Source organism: Oceanobacillus sp. J11TS1 (genome assembly GCF_018333215.1).
Classification (GTDB): Bacteria; Bacillota; Bacilli; order Bacillales; family Amphibacillaceae; genus Oceanobacillus.
In genome coordinates, this window is sequence record NZ_BORO01000007.1 from 1 (window position 1) to 20,792 (window position 20,792).

Here is a 20,792-nt window from a genome sequence, read left to right on the forward strand (position 1 = left end):
AGATACACTGCCTCTAGCCGCTTTTTTATGTATCTACTTATAAATGATTTCAAAAAAGATGGATTTCACTTCAAAACTCAATGTGAAATCCATCTTTTTTATTTTTGGCTAGTTATGTCCCAGCCTCTTTTTTTATATAATTTTGGAACAAACTCTATGGTTAATATTAAAGAATCCTCTATCTAGTTATATAGTCGGAATTTGTTGGATGGAAATTACTTTTTTCTTATCTTTGCTAAAAGTGTAATTTTATTCGTTGTATCTACTAAATATTTTGGTGAAAGCCTTAAATATAAGTCGAAAAATCGGACTTTATAGAGCTTTGTATAGAAGATAGTTATGCTATATAAGGTGCTGTTACGAAATACCGATGTTGTCAGTTGAATAAAAATTATTAAGTAGTAAATCAATTTTATTCATCTTTTATAGCTTCGTCTCTTTATTTATGTAAGCGTGATCTCTTTATGTAACAAACAAAACGACGATATAGTTGAAAAAAGTCTATTTTAGAGATAATTTAATACTATATATATTATGAATAGTTTAGGGTGGAAAAAATTTTAAGAAAGGAGCAAGTAAAATTGGAGCAATTCCTCGGTGATGATTTTTTTGTCATTGTATCACGTTTATTTATAGCGTTGATATTATCTGGCCTAATTGGTTTTGAACGAGAAATCAACAATCATTCTGCCGGGTTCCGTACGCATATACTAGTTGGAGTAGGCTCTTGCTTAATGATGATTTTATCTATGTTTGGCTTTACTGCTTTTATGGATGCGTATGATAATATCCGATTTGATCCTGCTCGTATTCCTTCCTATGTAATCAGTGGTATTGGTTTTCTCGGTGCAGGCACCATTATTGTTTACGGAGGAACCATTAAAGGATTAACAACCGCTGCTTCTATATGGACTGTAGCTGGCATTGGATTGGTTGTCGGGGCCGGTATGTATAGTATTGCTATGGTGACAACGTTCATTATTCTTATTAGTTTGATTTTCTTAAATCAAATTGAGAATTTCTTTCCGCGTTTTAAATTTAGTAATTTTATTGAAATTACTGCAACAGAGGAATTTGAGGTACATGAAGCTGTAAAAGCCGTTGAAAAGAATCAATTTAATATCAAACAAATTGAAATAAAGCTGTTAGAAGGTAACCAGCGCACAATTCTTATATGGACAAATAAGAAAAAGAAGAATGATTTAGTCTATCTATGTATTGAAATATCTAAACTTCCAGGAGTTATAAACCTGTCCAAACGAACGTAAATTTAAATATTTTCATAGAGTTTCTATAATTATGTTTTGATTTCTTGTTGGTTTGTCAAAAATAGAAATACCATCCATTTGCAACTTGAAGATTTTATATTATAATAAAGTCATAGTCAAAGTTAGTCAAAGTCAAAAGAACTTATCGAATAATTATTTGATTTGAGGTGCAAAGGATGAGCAACATTTCAGATATCATTGAACAATATTTGAAAAAAGTATTACAGGCAGAGGAACAACAAGCTATAGAAATTAAAAGAAGTGAAATTGCAGATCAGTTTCAATGTGTACCTTCTCAAATAAATTATGTTATTAATACGCGTTTTACAGTGGAAAAAGGGTATATAGTAGAAAGCAAACGTGGGGGCGGCGGCTATATTCGCATTATGCGCATTCGCCATCAGAATCAATCGGAGCTAATCGATGAAATCAATTATTTGATTGGTGATTCGATTTCCCAACGTGCTGCAGTGGATATTTTAGATCGACTTTTAGAGGAGGAGCTGATTACCCCGCGTGAAGCGAAGTTAATGTTAGCAAGTATTGATAGAACAACATTAGCTTTTCAATTACCACTTCGAGATGAGTTGCGGGCACGTATACTCAAATCTGCATTAACAACACTTAAGTATTTGAACGATTAATTACCTATTACCTAAAGGGGAGGAATCGTATGGAGTGCCAGGAATGCCATAAAAGAAAGGCTACCTTACATTTTAAACATATAATAAATGGTCAAGAAGCAAAAATTAGTCTTTGTGAAATGTGTGCGAAGAAAAAAGGATATATAACTTATCCAGAAGAAGGTTTTTCATTAAATGACCTCTTATCCGGTCTATTTCAAACGGAAGGATTGAACTTAGGATCAACAGGAACAGCGAAGGCCAATCAGCCGAAGCATCCTCAAGAGGTAAGGTGTTCTTCTTGCGGCAGGACATTTACGGAATTTAAAAAAGCTGGTAAGTTTGGATGCGCAGACTGTTATGCTTCCTTTGGTTCTAAGGTAGAACCTATTTTACGACGCGTTCATGCAGGGAATACAAAGCATACAGGCAAAATACCAAAACGTGCTGGAAAGTATATCCAACAAAAGCAGCTAATTTCTTCGCATAAAGAGAAATTAAAGAAACTTATTGAAGAAGAAGAATTTGAAAAAGCAGCTGTACTGCGTGATAAAATTAGAGAACTGGAAAAAGCGAATAATCATAATAAAGAAGCGGGTGGTAACACGTGACATTAGAATCATTTATTAACGAAGCGATTAGCCCGTGGATGTTGGAGGATGGCCCTGATAAAGATATTGTGATGAGCAGTCGCGTTCGTCTGGCCCGCAATTTTGCGAATAAGCTGTATCCTACATCTGGGAATAAAGAAGCTTTGCAAGAGGTGCTACAATTTGTAAAGCATTCTTATATCGATCAAGATAATTCGGGCCAACAACCTCTTGCTTTTTTACCAATGAAAAATCTAAATATGATTGAAAAGCTTGTATTAGTGGAAAAGCATTTAATAAGCCCGCATTTAATCAAACATAGTGATTATGCAGCGGTGTTACTATCGGAAAATGAGCAGACTTCAATTATGGTAAATGAAGAGGATCATTTGCGCATTCAAGTGTATTATCCAGGGCTTCAACTAGACAAAGCGTTAGAAGAAGCATACTACTTAGATGATTGGCTAGAGGAGAAGGCCGACTATGCATTCAATGAAACAAAGGGCTATCTAACGAGTTGTCCTACCAATATTGGAACTGGAATGCGCGCCTCCATTATGATGCATTTACCTGCCCTCGTACTGACAAAGCAAATTAATCGATTAATTCCTGCAATTAATCAGTTAGGACTTGTTGTAAGAGGAATATATGGGGAAGGCAGTGAAGCGAGGGGCAATATATTTCAAATTTCTAACCAGATTACATTAGGTAAGTCTGAAGAGGATATTGTGGAAGACTTAGAAAGCATTGTTCACCAGTTAGTAGAACATGAGCGTATGGCTCGCAAGTATATTTACGAACAATCAGAGATTGGTTTAGAAGACCGTGTCTTCCGCTCATACGGAACATTAAAAAATAGTAGAATTATTGACTCAAAGGAAGCATCTATTTGTATTTCTAATTTGCGTTTAGGTATTGACTTGGGCATAATAGAAAACATTTCTGAGAATATACTGAATGAGCTGATGGTTTTAACACAGCCAGGATTCCTACAACATTATGCTAATAAAGCATTACGCTCTGATGAACGTGATATTCGAAGAGCTTCCATTATTCGTGAAAGATTAAATTTGAAAAAGTAGGAGGAAAAACATATGATGTTTGGTCGCTTTACAGAGAGAGCACAAAAGGTACTAGCGTTATCTCAGGATGAGGCTGTACGATTAGGCCATAATAATATTGGAACAGAACATATTCTTCTTGGCCTGGTACGTGAGGGGGAAGGTATTGCTGCAAAAGCACTTCAGTCCCTTGGGTTAGAAGTATCTAAAATTCAAGAAGAGGTTGAAAAACTGATTGGCGTGGGTAAACAGCCTTCTCAATCGATTCATTACACACCTAGAGCGAAGAAAGTGGTTGAATTATCTCAAGATGAAGCAAGAAAACTAGGTCACTCCTACGTGGGAACAGAACATATTCTTCTTGGTTTGATTCGTGAAGGAGAAGGGGTGGCTGCCCGTGTTTTAAATAACCTCGGTGTGAGCTTAAATAAAGCTAGACAACAAGTACTTCAATTATTAGGGAGTAATGAGTCTCAAACTGGCCGGCAAGGACGCTCAGGACAGCAAACAAACGCAAGTACACCTACTTTAGATTCTTTAGCCCGTGATTTGACAGTAAGTGCAAAAGAAGGAAAAATAGATCCCGTCATTGGACGGTCTAAAGAAATTGAACGGGTGATTCAAGTATTAAGTCGCCGTACAAAAAATAATCCTGTACTGATTGGCGAACCTGGTGTCGGGAAAACAGCTGTTGCTGAAGGATTAGCACAGCAAATTATCGACAATGAAGTACCGGAAACATTACGAGATAAACGTGTCATGACATTAGATATGGGTACAGTTGTTGCTGGTACCAAATATCGTGGTGAGTTTGAGGACCGTTTGAAAAAAGTAATGGAAGAGATTCGTCAATCTGGAAATGTTATTTTATTCATTGACGAACTTCATACCCTTATTGGCGCTGGCGGTGCGGAAGGTGCCATTGATGCATCCAATATCCTGAAGCCTTCTCTTGCACGTGGGGAATTACAATGTATTGGTGCAACAACTTTAGATGAATACCGTAAATATATAGAAAAGGATGCTGCTTTAGAGCGCCGTTTTCAGCCAATCCAAGTTGATGAGCCAACACTGGATGAGACGATTCAAATCTTAAAAGGTTTAAGAGATCGTTATGAAGCACATCATCGAGTAACGATTACAGATGAAGCTATTGAAGCGGCAGCAACTTTATCTGATCGATACATTACTGATCGTTTCCTGCCAGATAAGGCGATTGATTTAATTGATGAGGCTGGCTCGAAAGTACGCCTAAATTCATATACTGTTCCACCAAATTTAAAGGAATTGGAACAAAAATTAGAAGAAGTAAGAAAAGAAAAAGATGCTGCTGTTCAAAGTCAAGAATTTGAAAAAGCTGCATCCTTGAGAGATTCTGAGCAGCGTTATCGTGAAAAACTGGAAAAAACCAAAGATGAATGGAAAGAAAAACAAGGGCAGACAGATTCCGAAGTAACGATGGAAGATATTGCTGCGGTGGTATCTATTTGGACTGGGGTTCCTGTCTCTAAGCTAACGAAGGACGAAAGTGACCGCCTATTGAACATGGAAGAAATTCTGCATGATCGCGTCATTGGCCAGTCTGAAGCTGTGAATGCAGTGGCAAAAGCCATCCGTCGTGCGCGTGCAGGATTAAAAGATCCAAAACGTCCAATTGGCTCCTTTATTTTCCTTGGACCGACTGGAATTGGTAAAACGGAGCTGGCTCGTGCGCTTGCAGAGGTAATGTTTGCCGATGAAGATGCAATGATTCGTATTGATATGTCTGAGTATATGGAAAGACATGCGACGTCTCGTTTAGTTGGATCTCCTCCAGGCTATGTAGGTTATGAAGAAGGTGGTCAATTAACAGAGAAAGTACGTCGTAAACCATATTCTGTTGTACTGCTGGATGAGGTAGAAAAAGCACATCCAGAAGTCTTCAATATCCTTTTACAAGTACTTGAAGATGGTCGACTAACAGATTCAAAAGGAAGAGTGGTTGATTTTCGTAATACGGTTATCATCATGACCTCCAATGTGGGAGCAAGTGAATTGAAACGTAATAAATTTGTCGGTTTTACCTTAGATGATGAACAAAAACAGCATCAAGATATGAAATCAAAAGTGATGGATGAATTGAAAAAAGCATTCCGACCAGAATTCTTAAACCGTATTGATGAGACAATTGTGTTCCACTCACTCGAGAAGAAACACATGAAAGATATTGCCACTTTAATGATTAAACAGTTGCAAAAACGTTTAGAGCAGCAAGATTTATCACTTTCTTTAACTGATAAAGCAATTGATAAAATTGCAAATGAAGGCTTCGATCCAGAATACGGTGCTCGTCCGTTAAGACGTTCCATTCAAAATAACATCGAAAACTTATTATCGGAAGAGCTTTTAAAAGGAAACATCCAAAAAGAACAAAAAGTGAAAATAGGTTTAAATAGCAAAGGCGAATTTATTGTTCTGACTTAAAAAGTACCGCCTATATAGCGGGATAAAACATTTAAAGCTAGAAGAACGCACTCTTCTAGCTTTTTCCTTTTTTAATATAGGTGTAATGTTTACATTTGAAAAAAGATTTTCTCAAAAATAGTAACTTGTGGCATAAATATGGAAGATTGTTTTTTAATTTGATGCTTTCCTGTAACCTATGAAACCGAGAAATGGTCTATAATAATAAGTAAGGGTGGTTCTAAGGCTGGGAAACAACTAGCTTGCGCATCGCTCGAAGGAGGTAATTCATTTTGGCAAAACGAAAAACAAAATTTGTCTGTCAAGAGTGTGGATATGAATCAGCGAAATGGATGGGGAAATGTCCAGCTTGTCATCAATGGAACACAATGGTAGAAGAAATTGAAGCTGCAGCTGTTAAAGGCAGGGCTGGATATATGTCTGGGGCAACCACCTCGCAAAAACCAGAAAAAATCACCTCCATTGAATCGAAGAAAGAGCCGCGCATCACAACGAGAATGAAAGAATTTAATCGTGTGTTAGGAGGAGGCGTTGTATTGGGGTCATTGGTTTTAATTGGCGGTGATCCGGGTATTGGAAAATCAACCCTCTTATTGCAAATCTCTGCACAATTAGCTGAGAAAGCCCTTCCGGTTCTTTATGTTTCTGGTGAGGAATCGATCAGACAAACGAAACTACGTGCTGACCGGTTAGATATTAAAACAGATGAACTATATGTATTATCAGAAACAAATTTAATGGATATTAGCAGGCAAATAGAAGAAATCAATCCTTCCTTTGTAGTCGTGGATTCCATTCAAACCATTTTTAAAGAAGAAGTAACAAGCGCACCCGGCAGCGTTTCGCAGGTTAGAGAATGTACGATGGAACTAATGAAGATTGCAAAGACAAAAGGCATCCCTATTTTCATTGTTGGACATGTAACGAAAGAAGGATCTATTGCCGGCCCTCGTTTACTAGAACATATGGTGGATGCTGTTTTGTATTTTGAGGGAGAGCGGCATCATACGTATCGTATCTTAAGAGGTGTAAAGAACCGTTTTGGAAGTACGAATGAAATGGGCATTTTTGAGATGAAGGAAGAGGGATTGCGCGAAGTGATGAACCCTTCAGAAATCTTCTTGGAAGAGAGGTCCCAGGGGGCAGCAGGATCTACGGTCGTTGCTTCAATGGAAGGTACGCGAACAGTTTTAGTAGAGATACAAGCGTTAATTTCGCCTACGAGTTTTGGTAATCCACGTAGAACTGCCACAGGAGTAGACCATAATCGTGTTCCGCTCTTGATGGCTGTATTGGAAAAACGCGTGGGGCTTATGCTGCAAAATCAAGATGCTTATATCAAAGTAGCTGGCGGTGTGAAACTAGATGAGCCGGCCATTGATTTAGCACTTGCGGTAAGTATTGCATCGAGCTTTCGAGACCAGCCGACCAAGCCGGATGACATTTTTATAGGGGAAGTTGGTTTAACAGGGGAAATTCGCCGTGTATCTCGAATTGAGCAGCGCGTACAAGAATCTGCAAAGCTAGGGTTTAAACGAGTGATTTGTCCAAAAAATAATTTAGACGGCTGGAATTATCCAGCTGGTATCGAAGTGATTGGTGTTTCCAATGTACAAGAAGCTTTAGAAATTGGGTTGAATCAGTAGTTTATCGCTTGTATTTTTATGTTAAATCCAGTTAAGAAAGCATATATAACATATCATTTGGTAATACTACTAATAATAGTTAGGAGGTGAAAGAAATTGATAAAGAAAGTTGTGCACTTGTTCTTTATTATATTAGGTGGTACCATGGGGTATCTTTATCTTCCAGGAATCGTTCAGTTATTAAATGTTGCTGAATCAAGTTGGTTAAGTTCATCTATATTGGGAATGATTGTTGGAGCCATTATATTTTTTATCTTGTCTTACTTACTAGTAAACTATATTGTAGATTTCTTTCGTTGGGTGGAAGATGCACTGATAAAGTTACCAGCTGTGGATTTATTCTTTGGAAGTATCGGTTTAATTGTCGGTCTAGTTATAGCTTACTTTGTTAATATGCCACTACAAGATATTAGTATTCGTGTGTTCTCACAAATCTTGCCGCTTTTCATCATGATTATCCTTGGTTATTTAGGATTCCAAGTTGGTTTTCGCCGACGGGAGGAATTTATGAATTTACTTAAATCAACCAAAAAGGACAAGCGTCGGAGCAGCGATGAAGAAGATATAGATTCGAATGTTCCATACCCAAGCCCTAAAATTTTAGATACAAGCGTCATTATCGATGGGCGGATCGCGGACATTTGTCAAACAAACTTCTTAGAAGGAACAATTGTCATCCCTCAATTTGTTCTCGGTGAATTACAGCATATTGCCGATTCCTCCGATGCATTGAAACGAAATCGCGGTAGGCGCGGGTTAGATATTCTTAACAGAATTCAGAAAGAGCTTTCTGTAAAAGTAGAGATTTATGAAGGGGATTTTGAAGATATTCATGAGGTAGATAGCAAGCTGATTAAACTGGCAAAAGTCATAGACGGCATTGTCGTTACCAATGATTTTAATTTGAATAAAGTTTGTGACTTCCAAGGAGTGCCTGTTTTAAACATTAATGATCTTGCCAATGCGGTGAAGCCGGTAGTTCTGCCAGGTGAAGAATTACATGTCCAAGTAATTAAAGATGGGAAAGAACATAATCAAGGCGTTGCATATTTAGACGACGGAACAATGATCGTTGTGGAAGAAGGCAGAGATTATATCGGTAAAAATATTGAGGTTGTTATTACAAGTGTGTTACAAACCTCTGCAGGCCGGATGATTTTTGCAAAACCAAAATTACTTGAAAAAGCTTTGTAAAAAGGGTATAACTGATAAAGGATAAAAAAAGTGATAACATGTACATGTTATCACTTTTCGCATAGAACTTGTTTGTAATAATGATGGGAAAGTTCCACCTTTAAACAATCTCTTTTAGCAAAAAGCAGGTAAATTATACAAACTTGAGAAAATCAGTGAGGGAGGCATTTTAAATGAGTAAGGAAGTTCGCGTACGTTATGCGCCAAGTCCAACAGGGCATTTACACATTGGTAACGCTCGTACAGCTTTATTTAATTATTTATATGCAAAACATTTTGATGGGAAATTTATCATTCGTACAGAAGATACAGATGATAAAAGGAATGTAGAAGGTGGCGAAGAGAGCCAATTAAAATATTTAAAATGGCTCGGCTTAGAATGGGATGAAGGCGCAGATATTGGCGGAGAGTACGGTCCATATCGTCAAACAGAGCGTTTAGATATTTATCAAAAATACGTAGATGAGCTTCTTGCACGTGATTTAGCTTATAAATGCTATATGACAGAGGAAGAGCTGGAAACAGAGCGTGAAGAGCAGCGTGCAAATGGACAAGTCCCTAAATACGCAGGTAAACATAGTAACTTGACCGAAGAAGAAATACAAGCCTTTGAAGCAGAAGGCAGGAAGCCAAGTATTCGTATTCGTGTTCCTAAAAATAAAACATATAGTTTCCAAGACATTGTACGTGGCGAAATTACTTTTGAATCCAGTGATTTTGGTGACTGGGTGATTGTAAAGAAAAATGGTATCCCTACTTATAATTTTGCTGTAGCAATAGATGACCATTTTATGGAGATTACAGATGTGCTGCGCGGGGAAGAGCATATTTCAAATACACCAAAGCAAATGATGGTTTATGATGCATTTGGTTGGACTCCGCCTCGTTATGGACATATGACATTAATTTTGAATGAAGAGCGTAAAAAGCTAAGTAAACGTGATGAGCATATCTTACAATTTATTGAGCAATATCGTAACTTAGGCTATTTACCGGAAGCGATGTTTAATTTCATCAGCCTGCTTGGATGGTCTCCGGTCGGTGAGGAAGAAATATTTACGCAGGATGAGTTGATTCAAATGTTCGACCCAGAACGTTTATCTACATCTGCTGCCATCTTTGACCAGCATAAATTGAAATGGATGAACAATGAATATATTAAAAAAGCAGATCTAAGCCATGTCATTGATCTTGCGTTGCCACATTTAATTGAAGCGGGAAAACTTCCTGAAAATATGGATGAGAAAACTCGTGAATGGGCAGAAAATGTGATTAGCCTGTATCGTGAACAATTACGCTATGGAGCAGAAATTGTTGAATTGACAGAGCTGTTTTTCCAACAGGATATTTCTTATGGGGAAGCAGAATGGGAAGTTCTAAATGAAGAACAAGTTCCGGAAGTGTTGCAAGTATTCACAGATAAGTTAATTCACTTAGAATCATTTGACAAGGATTCTATTAAGGCACAATTTAAAGCAACACAAAAAGAAACAGGGCACCGTGGTAAAAAGCTCTTTATGCCGATTCGTATTGCAACAACGGGGCAAATGCATGGCCCAGAGCTTCCTTTTGCAATTGAATTATTAGGAAAAGATGTTGTCGTGAAGCGCTTGGATAAATTATTAAAAGAAATGGGAGCTTAGGAGTTCACATTTGATTGGTTATATAATATATTAGGCTTATAAGATAAACGGTTGCTAAAACTTGATTCATTGAGTATATGCTCAACAAGTCCACTTTTACACCGAATCTGAATGAAGCATTGCAGGAATAAAACGAAATATCCATAAAGCGTTGATGAGGTAAAGTAAAAAAGAAGTTCTTACCCAGAGAGAGTCACAGTTGCTGCGAGTGACTTTAAGATTTCTTTTTGAAGTGCGCCTCAGAGTCTATCATGGAAGTTAGAGTATATGATAGCGGTTCTCTGCCGTTAACAGAGCAAAGTGGAGAGAGGATTCTTTTCTCTAAGCAGAGTGGGACCGCGCAAAAAGCGTCTCTGTGTTTTCGATAACACAGAGACGCTTTTTTATTTACCGTAAATGGAAGATGGGAAAGATAAATAGGGCTGTAATTTATCATTCTATCCAAAAGAATGTTAAAAAATCACCACCATAATTTAGGCAAAAGGGGGATGTATGTAATGATCTTTCGTAAAATGAAAGAAGATATGGATGTTGTCTTTGAACAGGATCCAGCTGCTCGGACCTACTTTGAAGTGATGCTGACTTATTCTGGCGTCCATGCAATATGGGCTCACCGTATAGCGCATTGGCTGTATAATAAGCGACTTAAATTTTTGGCGCGTTTTACCTCGCAATTATCGCGTTTTCTAACCGGTATTGAAATACATCCTGGAGCCAAAATAGGGAGAAGACTGTTTATTGATCATGGGATGGGTGTAGTTATTGGGGAGACCTGCGAAATAGGAAATAATGTCACCATTTTTCAAGGAGTAACCCTTGGGGGGACGGGAAAAGAACAAGGTAAACGACATCCTACCATTGAAGACAATGCGATGATCTCAACAGGTGCAAAAGTACTTGGTGCCATTACGATTGGGGAGAATTCCAAAGTAGGAGGGGGATCAGTTGTATTAAAAGATGTCCCTGCAAATTCTACTGTTGTCGGTGTTCCTGGTCAAGTAGTAGTCCAAGATGGAAAACGTCTTAATAAGGATTTGGATCATCAAAATATTCCGGATCCAATAGCGGAGAAATGCAGTGATTTACAAGAACAAATTAAGGAGCTAAAAGCAGAAATAGAGCTTTTAAAGAAAGGAAGAATAAACCATCATGGCGATTCAAATATACAATACGCTAACGAGACAGAAGGAAGAGTTTAAACCGATAGAGCCTGGAAAAGTATCCATGTATGTATGCGGCCCTACGGTATATAACTATATCCATATTGGAAATGCGCGTCCTGCAATTGTGTTTGATACAGTGCGTCGATATTTTGAATACCGTGGATACGATGTCCGCTATGTTCTGAATTTCACAGATGTAGACGATAAAATTATTAAAGCTGCTAGAGAAGCTGGGGAGGAAGTAAGTACCCTTGCTGATCGCTTTATTGAAGCCTATTTAGAAGATGTGCAAGCGTTAGGTGTTAAAAAAGCAACCAAGAATCCGCGAGTAATGGATTCAATGGAAGATATTATCACTTTTATCAAAGAACTTATGGACAAAGGATATGCCTATGAAGCAGAAGGAGATGTTTATTTCAAACCGCGCTCTTTTGGCGAGTACGGAAAGCTTTCTCACCAGTCTGTGGATGAATTACGTTCTGGTGCACGTATTCAAGTTGGTGAGAAAAAGAATGATCCGCTAGACTTTGCTTTATGGAAAAAAGCGAAAGAAGGCGAAATTGCATGGGATTCTCCTTGGGGCAAGGGACGACCGGGCTGGCACATTGAATGTTCAGCAATGGCTAAGAAATATTTAGGAGATACGATTGATATTCATGCTGGAGGACAGGATTTAACTTTTCCGCATCATGAAAATGAAATTGCCCAATCTGAAGCGCATAATGATCAAACATTTGCAAATTATTGGATGCACAATGGCTATATTAATATTGATAATGAAAAAATGTCGAAATCACTTGGCAATTTTGTGCTTGCCCGCGATTTAATTGAAAAGCATGACCCAAAGGTATTGCGTTTCTTTATGCTTTCTGTCCATTATCGCAACCCAATTAATTTTTCAGAAGAACTATTACAAAGCGCCCGAACCAGTTTAGAACGAATTGAAACAGCTTATCACAACTTAGGTTATCGTCGTAAAGCAAGTATGGACTTAAGAGAAGATAATAAAGTGTGGTTAGACCGTATCGAGGACATGAAAAAACGTTTTGAAGCAGAGATGGATGATGATTTTAACACCGCAAACGCTATTTCCATTCTTTTTGATTTATCGAAAGAAGCCAATGTCTACGTTCAAGAGGAGCAAACATCTACAGAGGTAATTGATGCATTTCGAGAGACGATGGTATCAATGCTTCAAGTGTTAGGAATTGATATAGAAGAAGAACAGGAAGCGTTGTTAGATGAAGCTATTGAAGCGTTAATCGTTGAGCGGGAGGAAGCCCGTAAAAGACGTGACTTTGCCCGTGCAGATGAGATACGAGATCAATTAAAGAAGGAACAGATAATCTTGGAGGATACCCCTCAAGGTGTAAGATGGAAAAGAGGTAAATAATGAAATCAAGTGATGTCAGGCAGATGAAAAGCCTCGCTCTAGCATATATTGGCGACGCTATTTACGAAGTTTATGTGCGAGAGCTATTATTAGAGCGGGGAACCATTAAACCTAACCAATTACATCAAGCAGCCATTCAATATGTATCCGGTAAGTCTCAGGCAAAAGTTGTTCTCCACTGGCTGGGACAGGAAACATTTTTAACAGAAGAAGAGCGTTCGGTAGTGATTCGTGGAAGAAATGCGAAGTCTGGCAGCACTCCAAAAAACATCAGTGTGCAAACATATCGCTACAGTACAGCATTTGAGGCGTTAATTGGTTATCATTATTTATTAAAAAATCAGCAAAGACTGCAAGAGTTAATGACGAACGCAATTGATTTTTTACATGTTGGAGATTAAAAAGAAGGGAGTGCTTAAAGTGACACAGGAAAAGGAATGGATTATGGGTAAAAACCCAGTAATGGAAGCATTAAAATCAGGTCGTTCTGTAAATAAAGTATTGGTGTCAGAACAATTACAGGGAACAGCTTTTCGGAATATACAGCAACTTGCACGAGAATCGGGAGCAGTTGTTCAAAAAGTACCAAGATCGAAATTAGATAAAATACAAGAAGGGAATCATCAAGGGGTTATTGCTTATGTGGCTTCTTATCCCTATGCTTCCATAGATGATCTTTTCAAACGGGCAGAGGAAAGGGAAGAAGCACCGTTCTTTATTTTATTGGATGAATTAGAAGATCCGCATAATTTAGGTTCCATATTACGGACTGCTGATGCAACGGGTGCGCATGGAGTAATTATTCCTAAGCGACGCTCGGTCGGTTTAACAGCCACAGTTGCAAAAACAGCAGCAGGAGCGTTAGAACATATTCCAGTAGCAAGAGTGACCAATATGGCTAATACACTCGATGAGCTGAAGGAAAGAAATGTATGGATCGTTGGAACGGAAGCGAATGCGAATGAAGATTACAGGCAGCTTGACGGGACTTTGCCGATTGGCCTTGTAATCGGAAATGAAGGCAAAGGGATGAGCCGTCTCGTCCGCAAAAAATGCGATTGGACTGTCAGTTTGCCGATGGTTGGACAAGTATCCTCGTTAAATGCTTCTGTCGCATGCAGCTTGCTTCTCTATGAAGTATTTCGAAAGCGCCGGCCGTTTGGGTGTTCTTAAATGGTGGTTTTAATAGTAGATGGCTATAATATCATTGGCTCATGGCCAGAGCTTGTACAGCTAAAAGAAAAAGATATTGGCCAAGCAAGAGATCGCCTTATCGAACTCCTTGCAGAGTACCAAGCATTTACCGGTGAACGTGTTATTATTGTTTTTGATGCCTACTATGTGCGGGGAATGGAGTCGAAAGAGGAACAATTTAAAGTGGAAGTTATTTACACGAAAGAAAAAGAAACCGCCGATGAATGTATTGAGAAACTCGTAAAGAAAGTGAAGAATGTCGAGACACAAGTCTATGTTGCAACATCCGATTATGCAGAACAGCGAACCATTTTTGGACAAGGTGCTCTGCGCAAATCAGCTAGAGAGCTACAGATTGAAATGGACGATATGAATCAGGAAATTCGAATAAACCTTGAAGTTCATAAAAAAGAAAAACCAGTTGCTAAAATTCCAATAAACCAAGATCTATTGAAAAAGTTTGAAGAAATGCGACGGGGAAAATAGAAGAATCTAATGTATAGGACAAAAACAGGAAGCGCTTTTCATAAAGGTCATGGTGAAAAGTAATTCCTGTCAAAGCGTTGCTGCTTCCATTGTCATTTTAGTGCTATATTAGATAAAGTTCGACGAATGCTGTCCTGCCTCAAAGGTGAGAACTCCTTGCATGATGATGACAAAAAAATATTTTTGGAGAATAAATAATCATGGTCCTAGCATGTTGTGTTCCTAGTGGATATGGGCAATTTGCACATTTTGTGCTACGTGCTAGATAGGGATAAAGTCTCTCTTGTTTATAAGAAAACGACAAATTGCGACTGCTTATGTCATAAAAGGGTCGTTGACGATATTTCGGCTCGTCTAGTATAATAGTGCCTATCGTAGAGCGTTTGGAGATACCGTTTAGGAGGGGATTGTCAGTGAGTATTGGGCAAATCAATACACGCAGCAAGAAGCTGGACAAGCTAGAAGATATTAATTTGCTAGAGTTAATCCGCCAAGGTGATAGCTATGCATTAGACCTCCTTATACAACGGTATATAAATTTTGTGCGGTCAAAAGCAAGAACCTATTTTTTGGTTGGTGCTGATAGAGAAGATATTATTCAAGAGGGAATGATTGGCTTATACAAGGCAGTTCGTGATTTTAACATGGAACAACCGTCTTCTTTTAAATCGTTTGCGGAACTGTGTGTAACAAGACAAATCATCACAGCCATAAAAACGGCGACTAGGCAAAAGCATGTGCCCTTGAATTCTTATGTTTCACTTGACAAACCAATTTATGAGGAAGAATCTGATCGCACGCTGCTTGATATAATTAGCAGCTCGGAAAACAGTGATCCAGAGGAAATGCTAATTAATCAAGAAGCGTACGGCGCAATGGAGTTTAAGTTGTCAGAATTATTGAGCGGATTAGAGAGACAAGTACTCCAATTATATCTGGATGGTTGTACCTATCAAGAAATTGCTGTGCAATTAAATCGGCATGTGAAGTCGATTGACAACGCTTTAGTGAGAGTGAAACGAAAACTCGAATCTCTGCTTGAGACAGATAAAGTTACTACGTAAAGGGTAAGGGGCCAATTTGTTGGAAAATCAGCAAATAAACAATTGGATAATAGCGTTTGTTTCTATTAAACACGCTGCTGCTTTTGCTGGAAAAGGAGAGATAACATTGACATTGTGATAGTGAAATGCTATGTTAGTAAGGTCTATATCCCGATGTATTGGGGTGGAGTATATGAGTAAAAAGGTAGTCTTATCGTGTGCAGTATGTTCTAGCAGGAACTATTCAACGAACAAAAACGCAGCCAATCAATCGCAAAGGTTAGAAGTGAAAAAGTTCTGTAAACATTGCAAAACACATACGTTGCATCGCGAGACGAAGTAGATATAGATTGATGGATAGATTCGCGTAAGTTCGGGGGGTACCAGTAGATGTTTAAGTTCTTAAAGAATGTTTCAAGAGAAATGAAAAAAGTAAGTTGGCCAAAGGGAAAGGAATTAAGAAACTACACTTTAGTGGTAATTTCTACAGTAGTCTTTATGGCGGTCTTCTTTTTCGTGATTGATTTAGGTGTATCTCAACTTTTAGATGCATTTTTTGAATAATTCCTTTATAATGTAGATATAATGAACAGAAGAAAACAGTCAACAAAACCCGATCTATGCGGGTTTTTTAAATTGCATAAAAAAGCGACGAGACATTTATAAAGGAGGGGACAGGGCATTTTAATGTCCGACAACAATGGAAAAGAATTGGTTTGTGGTTCATACTTATTCTGGCTATGAGAATAAAGTAAAGATGAATCTTGAAAAAAGAGTAGAGTCCATGGGTATGGAAGATAAAATTTTCCGTGTTATTGTTCCGGAAGACGAGGAAGCAGAAATTAAGAATGGCAAGAAAAAAATCGTGAAGAAAAAATCCTTCCCGGGTTATGTCTTAACAGAGATGATTATGACAGATGATTCATGGTATGTAGTTCGTAATACTCCTGGCGTTACAGGCTTTGTTGGATCTAGCGGACACGGTGCGAAGCCGACACCAATATTGCCGGATGAAGTAGAAACGATTTTAAAAAGAATGGGTGTTAATGAACCTGCCGTTCAAATTGATTTTGAACTCAAAGAAAGTGTTCGTGTTACGGACGGTCCATTCACAGACTTTACCGGTACGATTGAACAAATTGATACCGATAAACAAAAAATAAAAGTGCATGTGAATATGTTTGGAAGAGAAACACCAGTTGAGCTAGACTTTTCTCAAGTGGATAAACTTTCCTAAGTTTTTTTGATTAGAAGCTGGAAAGAAAAATTAAATTGACGCAAATATATTGCGTTTCTCGGAGCGCGTGTCACTGCTGCAAGAGAGGATTACAGTAAGAACATGGATGCTCTGTCAAACGGTGTGTTTTAAGAATCGAGGCTTGCTTTTTTTCTCAATTCATGCTAAGATTCTTTTGTTATTCTAGTTCCTAATAAAAATGGAACCAGATATGAGTGGGAGGGTAAATAAAATTAGAGACCCTATTACCACATCACGGACTTTAAGGAGGTGTGTCTCGTGGCTAAAAAAGTAATCAAATTAGTAAAATTGCAAATTCCTGCGGGAAAAGCGAATCCGGCACCACCAGTTGGGCCAGCGCTTGGTCAAGCAGGTGTTAACATTATGGGATTCTGTAAAGAATTTAACGCTCGAACACAAGATCAAGCAGGTCTAATCATTCCTGTAGAAATCACAGTATTCGAGGATCGCTCATTTACATTTGTTACAAAGACTCCACCGGCAGCAGTGCTATTGAAAAAAGCAGCTGGAATTGAGTCTGGTTCAGGTGAACCAAACAAAACAAAGGTCGCTACTGTAAAACGCGACAAAGTTAAAGAAATCGCAGAAACAAAAATGCCAGATTTAAATGCGGCTGATGTTGATGCGGCAATGCGCATGGTTGAAGGTACTGCGCGCAGCATGGGAATCACAATCGAAGACTAATTCGATTTTTTGAAGACAGGCTCCCTGAAGTTTAGAGGTTGCGGTTTTTTTACCCGCAGCCTTATTCGTGAGAGTGTCGGATGGATAAATGATTCACGTGCTAGACAAGAGTTTCTTGCTCTTGTCCCGTGGGAGGTACAACCGTTATAACCACAAAAGAGGAGGATATTAATAATATGGCTAAATATGGTAAAAAACATCAAGAAGCTTTAAAGCTGATTGATCGTACAAAAGCATATGAAATTAAAGAAGCTGTAGAGCTTGCTAAAAAGACTGCGAAAGCAAACTTTGATGAAACAGTAGAAGCTGCTTTTCGTCTTGGTGTAGACCCTAAAAAAGCAGATCAACAAATCCGCGGAGCAATGGTTTTACCGCATGGTACTGGTAAAACTCAACGCGTTTTAGTATTTGCTAAAGGTGAGAAAGCAAAAGAAGCAGAAGCTGCTGGTGCTGATTATGTTGGAGAAGGAGATTACATTAACAAAATTAACCAAGGTTGGTTCGAGTTTGATGTAATTGTTGCGACTCCAGATATGATGGCTGAAGTAGGTAAATTAGGTCGTGTTTTAGGACCCAAAGGTTTAATGCCGAACCCTAAAACTGGAACAGTAACTTTCGAAGTAGAAAAAGCTGTTCAAGACATTAAAGCTGGTAAAGTTGAATATCGTGTAGATAAATCTTCTAATATCCATGTTCCAATCGGAAAAATTTCTTTCGACGAAGAAAAATTAGTAGAAAACTTTGCTGCACTTACTGAGCAACTTGTAAAAGTTAAACCTCAGTCTGCTAAAGGTGTTTACCTTAAAAATGCTTCCATTGCATCTACAATGGGACCAGGAATCAAAGTTGACGTTTCAAACTTCCGTTAATTAGTAGTTGACTTTTAAGCCAACGTTCGATATACTAATTTTCGGTTTCAATAAAATCGAATGTTATACCGTAGACAGCAGGGGCCGATGTGCTTAATCATCCTGCCGAGGTGTTTATTTATAGAAAGGCAAACCGTTTTGCCAATCTAAAGTAAGCTCTCATGTCTACATGAGAGCTTTTTTAATAGAAAGCACGTTCGAACGGTGTAATAATAGCGACTGTTACTTTAGGAGGTGGAAAGATGTCAGGAATCATTGAACAAAAGAAACAATTAGTAGAGGAAATTGCAGATAAGTTTCGTAAGAGCCAAACTGCAGTAATCGTTGACTATCGTGGTCTTAACGTATCTGAGGTTACTTCATTACGTAAAGAGCTTCGCGAAGCAGGGGTTGAATTCAAAGTATACAAAAATACAATGGTTCGCCGCGCTGTAGAATCTGTAGAACTAAATGAGCTTAGTGAAGTATTAGCTGGGCCTAGCGCAATTGCATTTAGTGAAGATGTTGTAGCTCCTGCGAGAATTTTGAACAACTTCAGTAAAGATCACGAAGCTTTAGAAATTAAAGGCGGAGTTATCGAAGGTAAAGTTGCTTCTCTTGAACAAATTAAAGAGCTTGCAGATCTACCAAACTACGAAGGTATGGTATCTATGCTGCTTAGCGTACTTCAAGCTCCAATTCGCAACTTTGCTTATGTTACAAAAGCTGTTGCTGAGCAAAAAGAAGAACAAGGTGCGTAATACAACCGGATTATTCATAAAAAAACAAACTTATATATTAGGAGGAATTTAATCATGACAAACGAAGAAATGATTAGTGCAATTAAAGAAATGTCTGTACTTGAATTAAATGATTTAGTAAAAGCGATCGAAGAAGAATTTGGCGTAACTGCTGCTGCTCCAGTTGCTGCTGCAGGTGCTGCTGGCGGCGCTGCTGAAGAAGAAAAAACTGAATTTGACGTTGTTCTTAACGATGCTGGTGCATCTAAGATCAAAGTTGTTAAAGCAGTTCGCGAAATCACTGGTCTTGGCTTAAAAGACGCTAAAGACTTAGTAGATAACGCTCCTAAAGCAATTAAAGAAGCTGTATCTAAAGAAGAAGCTGAAGAAGTTAAAGGTAAACTTGAAGAAGCTGGTGCTTCTGTAGAAGTTAAATAATTTAACGAATATATGAAAAAGGAGCTCGTCGTGTTTAGACGGGCTCTTTTATCAGGAATTCACTACAGCATGAGCGCCTGTGATTTTCCTTATCGAACATCGAAAAATGTATACATGGAGAAAGGGAAAAACGGTCGCTGAATATACTAATTAACTCAACTTGTATGCAGCGAGGGAAAGTACCTGTTGCATGAAGTTTCATTTTATAAAGGTCACCATTGTCACTAGAAAAAGTTCAAGTTTATATACGAGAATGATTTTTAGTTGAATAGGTGATCTTTTTTTTAACAAAAAAGTATTTGGGTTGGAAATGGTAGTGGCTCCTGCCATTGCTCATATTACGAAAAGTGTAATCACAACCCACCCAGGTATTTTCTTAATTAAAACAAAGTGGGTGCTAATCCATATGACAGAGCATTACTATTCAAAACAACCTCAAGCGAAATCTTCACCCAAAAGCTGGTCTTTTGACTTGAGAGGGAAGACATTTCAATTTAAGAGTGATATTGGTGTGTTCTCAAAAAGTGAAGTAGACTTTGGTTCAAGAGTGCTCATTGAAGCTTTCCGCGAGCCTGAGGTAAAAGGGCCGATATTAGATGTGGGATGTGGATATGGACCGATTGGACTATCATTAGCCTCCAGTTTTTCAGATAGACAGATTTTTATGATTGACGTGAATAAACGTGCGGTTGAATTAGCTAAAGAAAATGCGGTAATCAATAAAATCTCTAATACAACGATTTTTCAAAGTGATTTATACGAACAATTGAATGAAAAATCTTTTGCATCTATTGTGACAAATCCACCGATACGTGCGGGTAAAAAAGTAGTGCATGCTATATTTGAAGAAGCCTATGATTATTTGGCGGAACAAGGAGAATTATGGGTGGTTATTCAGAAAAAGCAAGGAGCACCTTCCGCAAAAGATAAGATGGAAGAAATTTTTGGCAATGTGGAAGTTGTTCAAAAGAACAAGGGATACTTTATACTTCGAGCAAAAAAATTTGACTAATAAGTGGGGCTATGCTAAGATTGGAAGATGCTAAGATTAGGGTAC

At 38.2% G+C, this 20,792-nt stretch carries 22 protein-coding genes and 2 other annotated features; all 22 genes read left to right on the forward strand.

Annotated features, from left to right (window positions below):
* Window positions 1-581: 581 nt before the first annotated feature.
* The 22 genes from KI343_RS07335 (at window position 582) to KI343_RS07440 (ending at window position 20,747) form a co-directional block, all read left to right on the forward strand.
* Window positions 582-1,268 (forward strand): MgtC/SapB family protein, encoded by a 687-nt coding sequence (locus KI343_RS07335; RefSeq protein ID WP_244856809.1) that lies wholly within the window; start codon window positions 582-584, stop codon window positions 1,266-1,268.
* A gap of 176 nt (window positions 1,269-1,444) precedes the next feature.
* Entirely contained in the window at window positions 1,445-1,912 is a 468-nt protein-coding gene (locus tag KI343_RS07340) for a CtsR family transcriptional regulator (RefSeq protein ID WP_212925787.1), read from the forward strand.
* 29 nt (window positions 1,913-1,941) lie between these two features.
* Entirely contained in the window at window positions 1,942-2,502 is a 561-nt protein-coding gene (mcsA, locus tag KI343_RS07345) for a protein-arginine kinase activator protein McsA (RefSeq protein WP_212925788.1), read from the forward strand.
* Window positions 2,499-3,563, forward strand: coding sequence for a protein-arginine kinase McsB (mcsB, locus tag KI343_RS07350; RefSeq protein ID WP_212925789.1), 1,065 nt, complete (start codon window positions 2,499-2,501; stop codon window positions 3,561-3,563). The genes mcsA and mcsB overlap by 4 nt, the downstream gene beginning before the upstream one ends.
* Before the next feature lie 12 nt (window positions 3,564-3,575).
* Window positions 3,576-6,005 carry an ATP-dependent protease ATP-binding subunit ClpC gene (gene clpC, locus KI343_RS07355; protein WP_212925790.1) on the forward strand — a complete coding sequence of 810 codons (2,430 nt, stop codon included), beginning with the start codon at window positions 3,576-3,578 and terminating at the stop codon, window positions 6,003-6,005.
* Between the two features lie 272 nt (window positions 6,006-6,277).
* A complete protein-coding gene (gene radA / locus KI343_RS07360) occupies window positions 6,278-7,651 on the forward strand; it encodes a DNA repair protein RadA (RefSeq protein WP_212925791.1) in 1,374 nt (457 codons plus the stop codon).
* A gap of 96 nt (window positions 7,652-7,747) precedes the next feature.
* Complete coding sequence (locus tag KI343_RS07365; protein WP_212925792.1) at window positions 7,748-8,845, forward strand: PIN/TRAM domain-containing protein; 1,098 nt, start codon at window positions 7,748-7,750, stop codon at window positions 8,843-8,845.
* Between the two features lie 173 nt (window positions 8,846-9,018).
* On the forward strand, window positions 9,019-10,488 hold the full coding sequence (gene gltX / locus KI343_RS07370; RefSeq protein ID WP_212925793.1) for a glutamate--tRNA ligase: 1,470 nt from the start codon (window positions 9,019-9,021) through the stop codon (window positions 10,486-10,488).
* Window positions 10,489-10,630: 142 nt separating this feature from the next.
* Window positions 10,631-10,846, forward strand: a binding site (T-box leader).
* Between the two features lie 142 nt (window positions 10,847-10,988).
* On the forward strand, window positions 10,989-11,687 hold the full coding sequence (gene cysE, locus KI343_RS07375) for a serine O-acetyltransferase (RefSeq protein ID WP_212925926.1): 699 nt from the start codon (window positions 10,989-10,991) through the stop codon (window positions 11,685-11,687).
* A complete protein-coding gene (gene cysS / locus KI343_RS07380; RefSeq protein ID WP_212925794.1) occupies window positions 11,638-13,044 on the forward strand; it encodes a cysteine--tRNA ligase in 1,407 nt (468 codons plus the stop codon). The genes cysE and cysS overlap by 50 nt, the downstream gene beginning before the upstream one ends.
* The gene (locus tag KI343_RS07385; RefSeq protein ID WP_212925795.1) at window positions 13,044-13,445 is read left to right on the forward strand and encodes a Mini-ribonuclease 3; all 402 of its coding nucleotides are present in this window, start codon (window positions 13,044-13,046) and stop codon (window positions 13,443-13,445) included. The genes cysS and KI343_RS07385 overlap by 1 nt, the downstream gene beginning before the upstream one ends.
* Before the next feature lie 43 nt (window positions 13,446-13,488).
* Entirely contained in the window at window positions 13,489-14,217 is a 729-nt protein-coding gene (gene rlmB / locus KI343_RS07390) for a 23S rRNA (guanosine(2251)-2'-O)-methyltransferase RlmB (protein ID WP_244856845.1), read from the forward strand.
* The gene (locus tag KI343_RS07395; protein WP_212925796.1) at window positions 14,218-14,724 is read left to right on the forward strand and encodes an NYN domain-containing protein; all 507 of its coding nucleotides are present in this window, start codon (window positions 14,218-14,220) and stop codon (window positions 14,722-14,724) included.
* A 413-nt stretch (window positions 14,725-15,137) separates the two neighbouring features.
* Complete coding sequence (gene sigH / locus KI343_RS07400) at window positions 15,138-15,788, forward strand: RNA polymerase sporulation sigma factor SigH (protein WP_212925797.1); 651 nt, start codon at window positions 15,138-15,140, stop codon at window positions 15,786-15,788.
* A gap of 172 nt (window positions 15,789-15,960) precedes the next feature.
* Window positions 15,961-16,110 (forward strand): 50S ribosomal protein L33, encoded by a 150-nt coding sequence (gene rpmG / locus KI343_RS07405; protein ID WP_212925798.1) that lies wholly within the window; start codon window positions 15,961-15,963, stop codon window positions 16,108-16,110.
* Window positions 16,111-16,157: 47 nt separating this feature from the next.
* Entirely contained in the window at window positions 16,158-16,331 is a 174-nt protein-coding gene (gene secE, locus KI343_RS07410) for a preprotein translocase subunit SecE (RefSeq protein WP_212925799.1), read from the forward strand.
* 136 nt (window positions 16,332-16,467) lie between these two features.
* On the forward strand, window positions 16,468-17,004 hold the full coding sequence (gene nusG, locus KI343_RS07415) for a transcription termination/antitermination protein NusG (protein WP_212925800.1): 537 nt from the start codon (window positions 16,468-16,470) through the stop codon (window positions 17,002-17,004).
* A gap of 279 nt (window positions 17,005-17,283) precedes the next feature.
* Window positions 17,284-17,709, forward strand: coding sequence for a 50S ribosomal protein L11 (gene rplK, locus KI343_RS07420; RefSeq protein ID WP_212925801.1), 426 nt, complete (start codon window positions 17,284-17,286; stop codon window positions 17,707-17,709).
* A gap of 176 nt (window positions 17,710-17,885) precedes the next feature.
* The gene (rplA, locus tag KI343_RS07425; RefSeq protein WP_212925802.1) at window positions 17,886-18,578 is read left to right on the forward strand and encodes a 50S ribosomal protein L1; all 693 of its coding nucleotides are present in this window, start codon (window positions 17,886-17,888) and stop codon (window positions 18,576-18,578) included.
* A gap of 50 nt (window positions 18,579-18,628) precedes the next feature.
* Window positions 18,629-18,770: a sequence feature (ribosomal protein L10 leader region), on the forward strand.
* A gap of 50 nt (window positions 18,771-18,820) precedes the next feature.
* Window positions 18,821-19,318 (forward strand): 50S ribosomal protein L10, encoded by a 498-nt coding sequence (gene rplJ, locus KI343_RS07430; RefSeq protein ID WP_212925803.1) that lies wholly within the window; start codon window positions 18,821-18,823, stop codon window positions 19,316-19,318.
* 54 nt (window positions 19,319-19,372) lie between these two features.
* A complete protein-coding gene (gene rplL / locus KI343_RS07435; protein WP_212925804.1) occupies window positions 19,373-19,735 on the forward strand; it encodes a 50S ribosomal protein L7/L12 in 363 nt (120 codons plus the stop codon).
* Between the two features lie 406 nt (window positions 19,736-20,141).
* Window positions 20,142-20,747, forward strand: coding sequence for a class I SAM-dependent methyltransferase (locus KI343_RS07440; RefSeq protein WP_212925928.1), 606 nt, complete (start codon window positions 20,142-20,144; stop codon window positions 20,745-20,747).
* Window positions 20,748-20,792: the final 45 nt, after the last annotated feature.

Bases quoted from the DNA above. Each gene is read 5' to 3' on its own strand.
- KI343_RS07385 (WP_212925795.1), top strand. From the start codon at position 13,044: ATGAAATCAAGTGATGTCAGGCAGATGAAAAGCCTCGCTCTAGCATAT.
- rpmG (WP_212925798.1), top strand. From the start codon at position 15,961: ATGAGTAAAAAGGTAGTCTTATCGTGTGCAGTATGTTCTAGCAGGAAC.
- rplJ (WP_212925803.1), top strand. From the start codon at position 18,821: ATGTCAGGAATCATTGAACAAAAGAAACAATTAGTAGAGGAAATTGCA.
- clpC (WP_212925790.1), top strand. From the start codon at position 3,576: ATGATGTTTGGTCGCTTTACAGAGAGAGCACAAAAGGTACTAGCGTTA.
- KI343_RS07440 (WP_212925928.1), top strand. From the start codon at position 20,142: ATGACAGAGCATTACTATTCAAAACAACCTCAAGCGAAATCTTCACCC.
- rplA (WP_212925802.1), top strand. From the start codon at position 17,886: ATGGCTAAATATGGTAAAAAACATCAAGAAGCTTTAAAGCTGATTGAT.
- rplL (WP_212925804.1), top strand. From the start codon at position 19,373: ATGACAAACGAAGAAATGATTAGTGCAATTAAAGAAATGTCTGTACTT.
- rlmB (WP_244856845.1), top strand. From the start codon at position 13,489: ATGGGTAAAAACCCAGTAATGGAAGCATTAAAATCAGGTCGTTCTGTA.
- secE (WP_212925799.1), top strand. From the start codon at position 16,158: ATGTTTAAGTTCTTAAAGAATGTTTCAAGAGAAATGAAAAAAGTAAGT.
- gltX (WP_212925793.1), top strand. From the start codon at position 9,019: ATGAGTAAGGAAGTTCGCGTACGTTATGCGCCAAGTCCAACAGGGCAT.
- KI343_RS07340 (WP_212925787.1), top strand. From the start codon at position 1,445: ATGAGCAACATTTCAGATATCATTGAACAATATTTGAAAAAAGTATTA.
- nusG (WP_212925800.1), top strand. From the start codon at position 16,468: ATGGAAAAGAATTGGTTTGTGGTTCATACTTATTCTGGCTATGAGAAT.
- KI343_RS07395 (WP_212925796.1), top strand. From the start codon at position 14,218: ATGGTGGTTTTAATAGTAGATGGCTATAATATCATTGGCTCATGGCCA.
- mcsA (WP_212925788.1), top strand. From the start codon at position 1,942: ATGGAGTGCCAGGAATGCCATAAAAGAAAGGCTACCTTACATTTTAAA.
- cysS (WP_212925794.1), top strand. From the start codon at position 11,638: ATGGCGATTCAAATATACAATACGCTAACGAGACAGAAGGAAGAGTTT.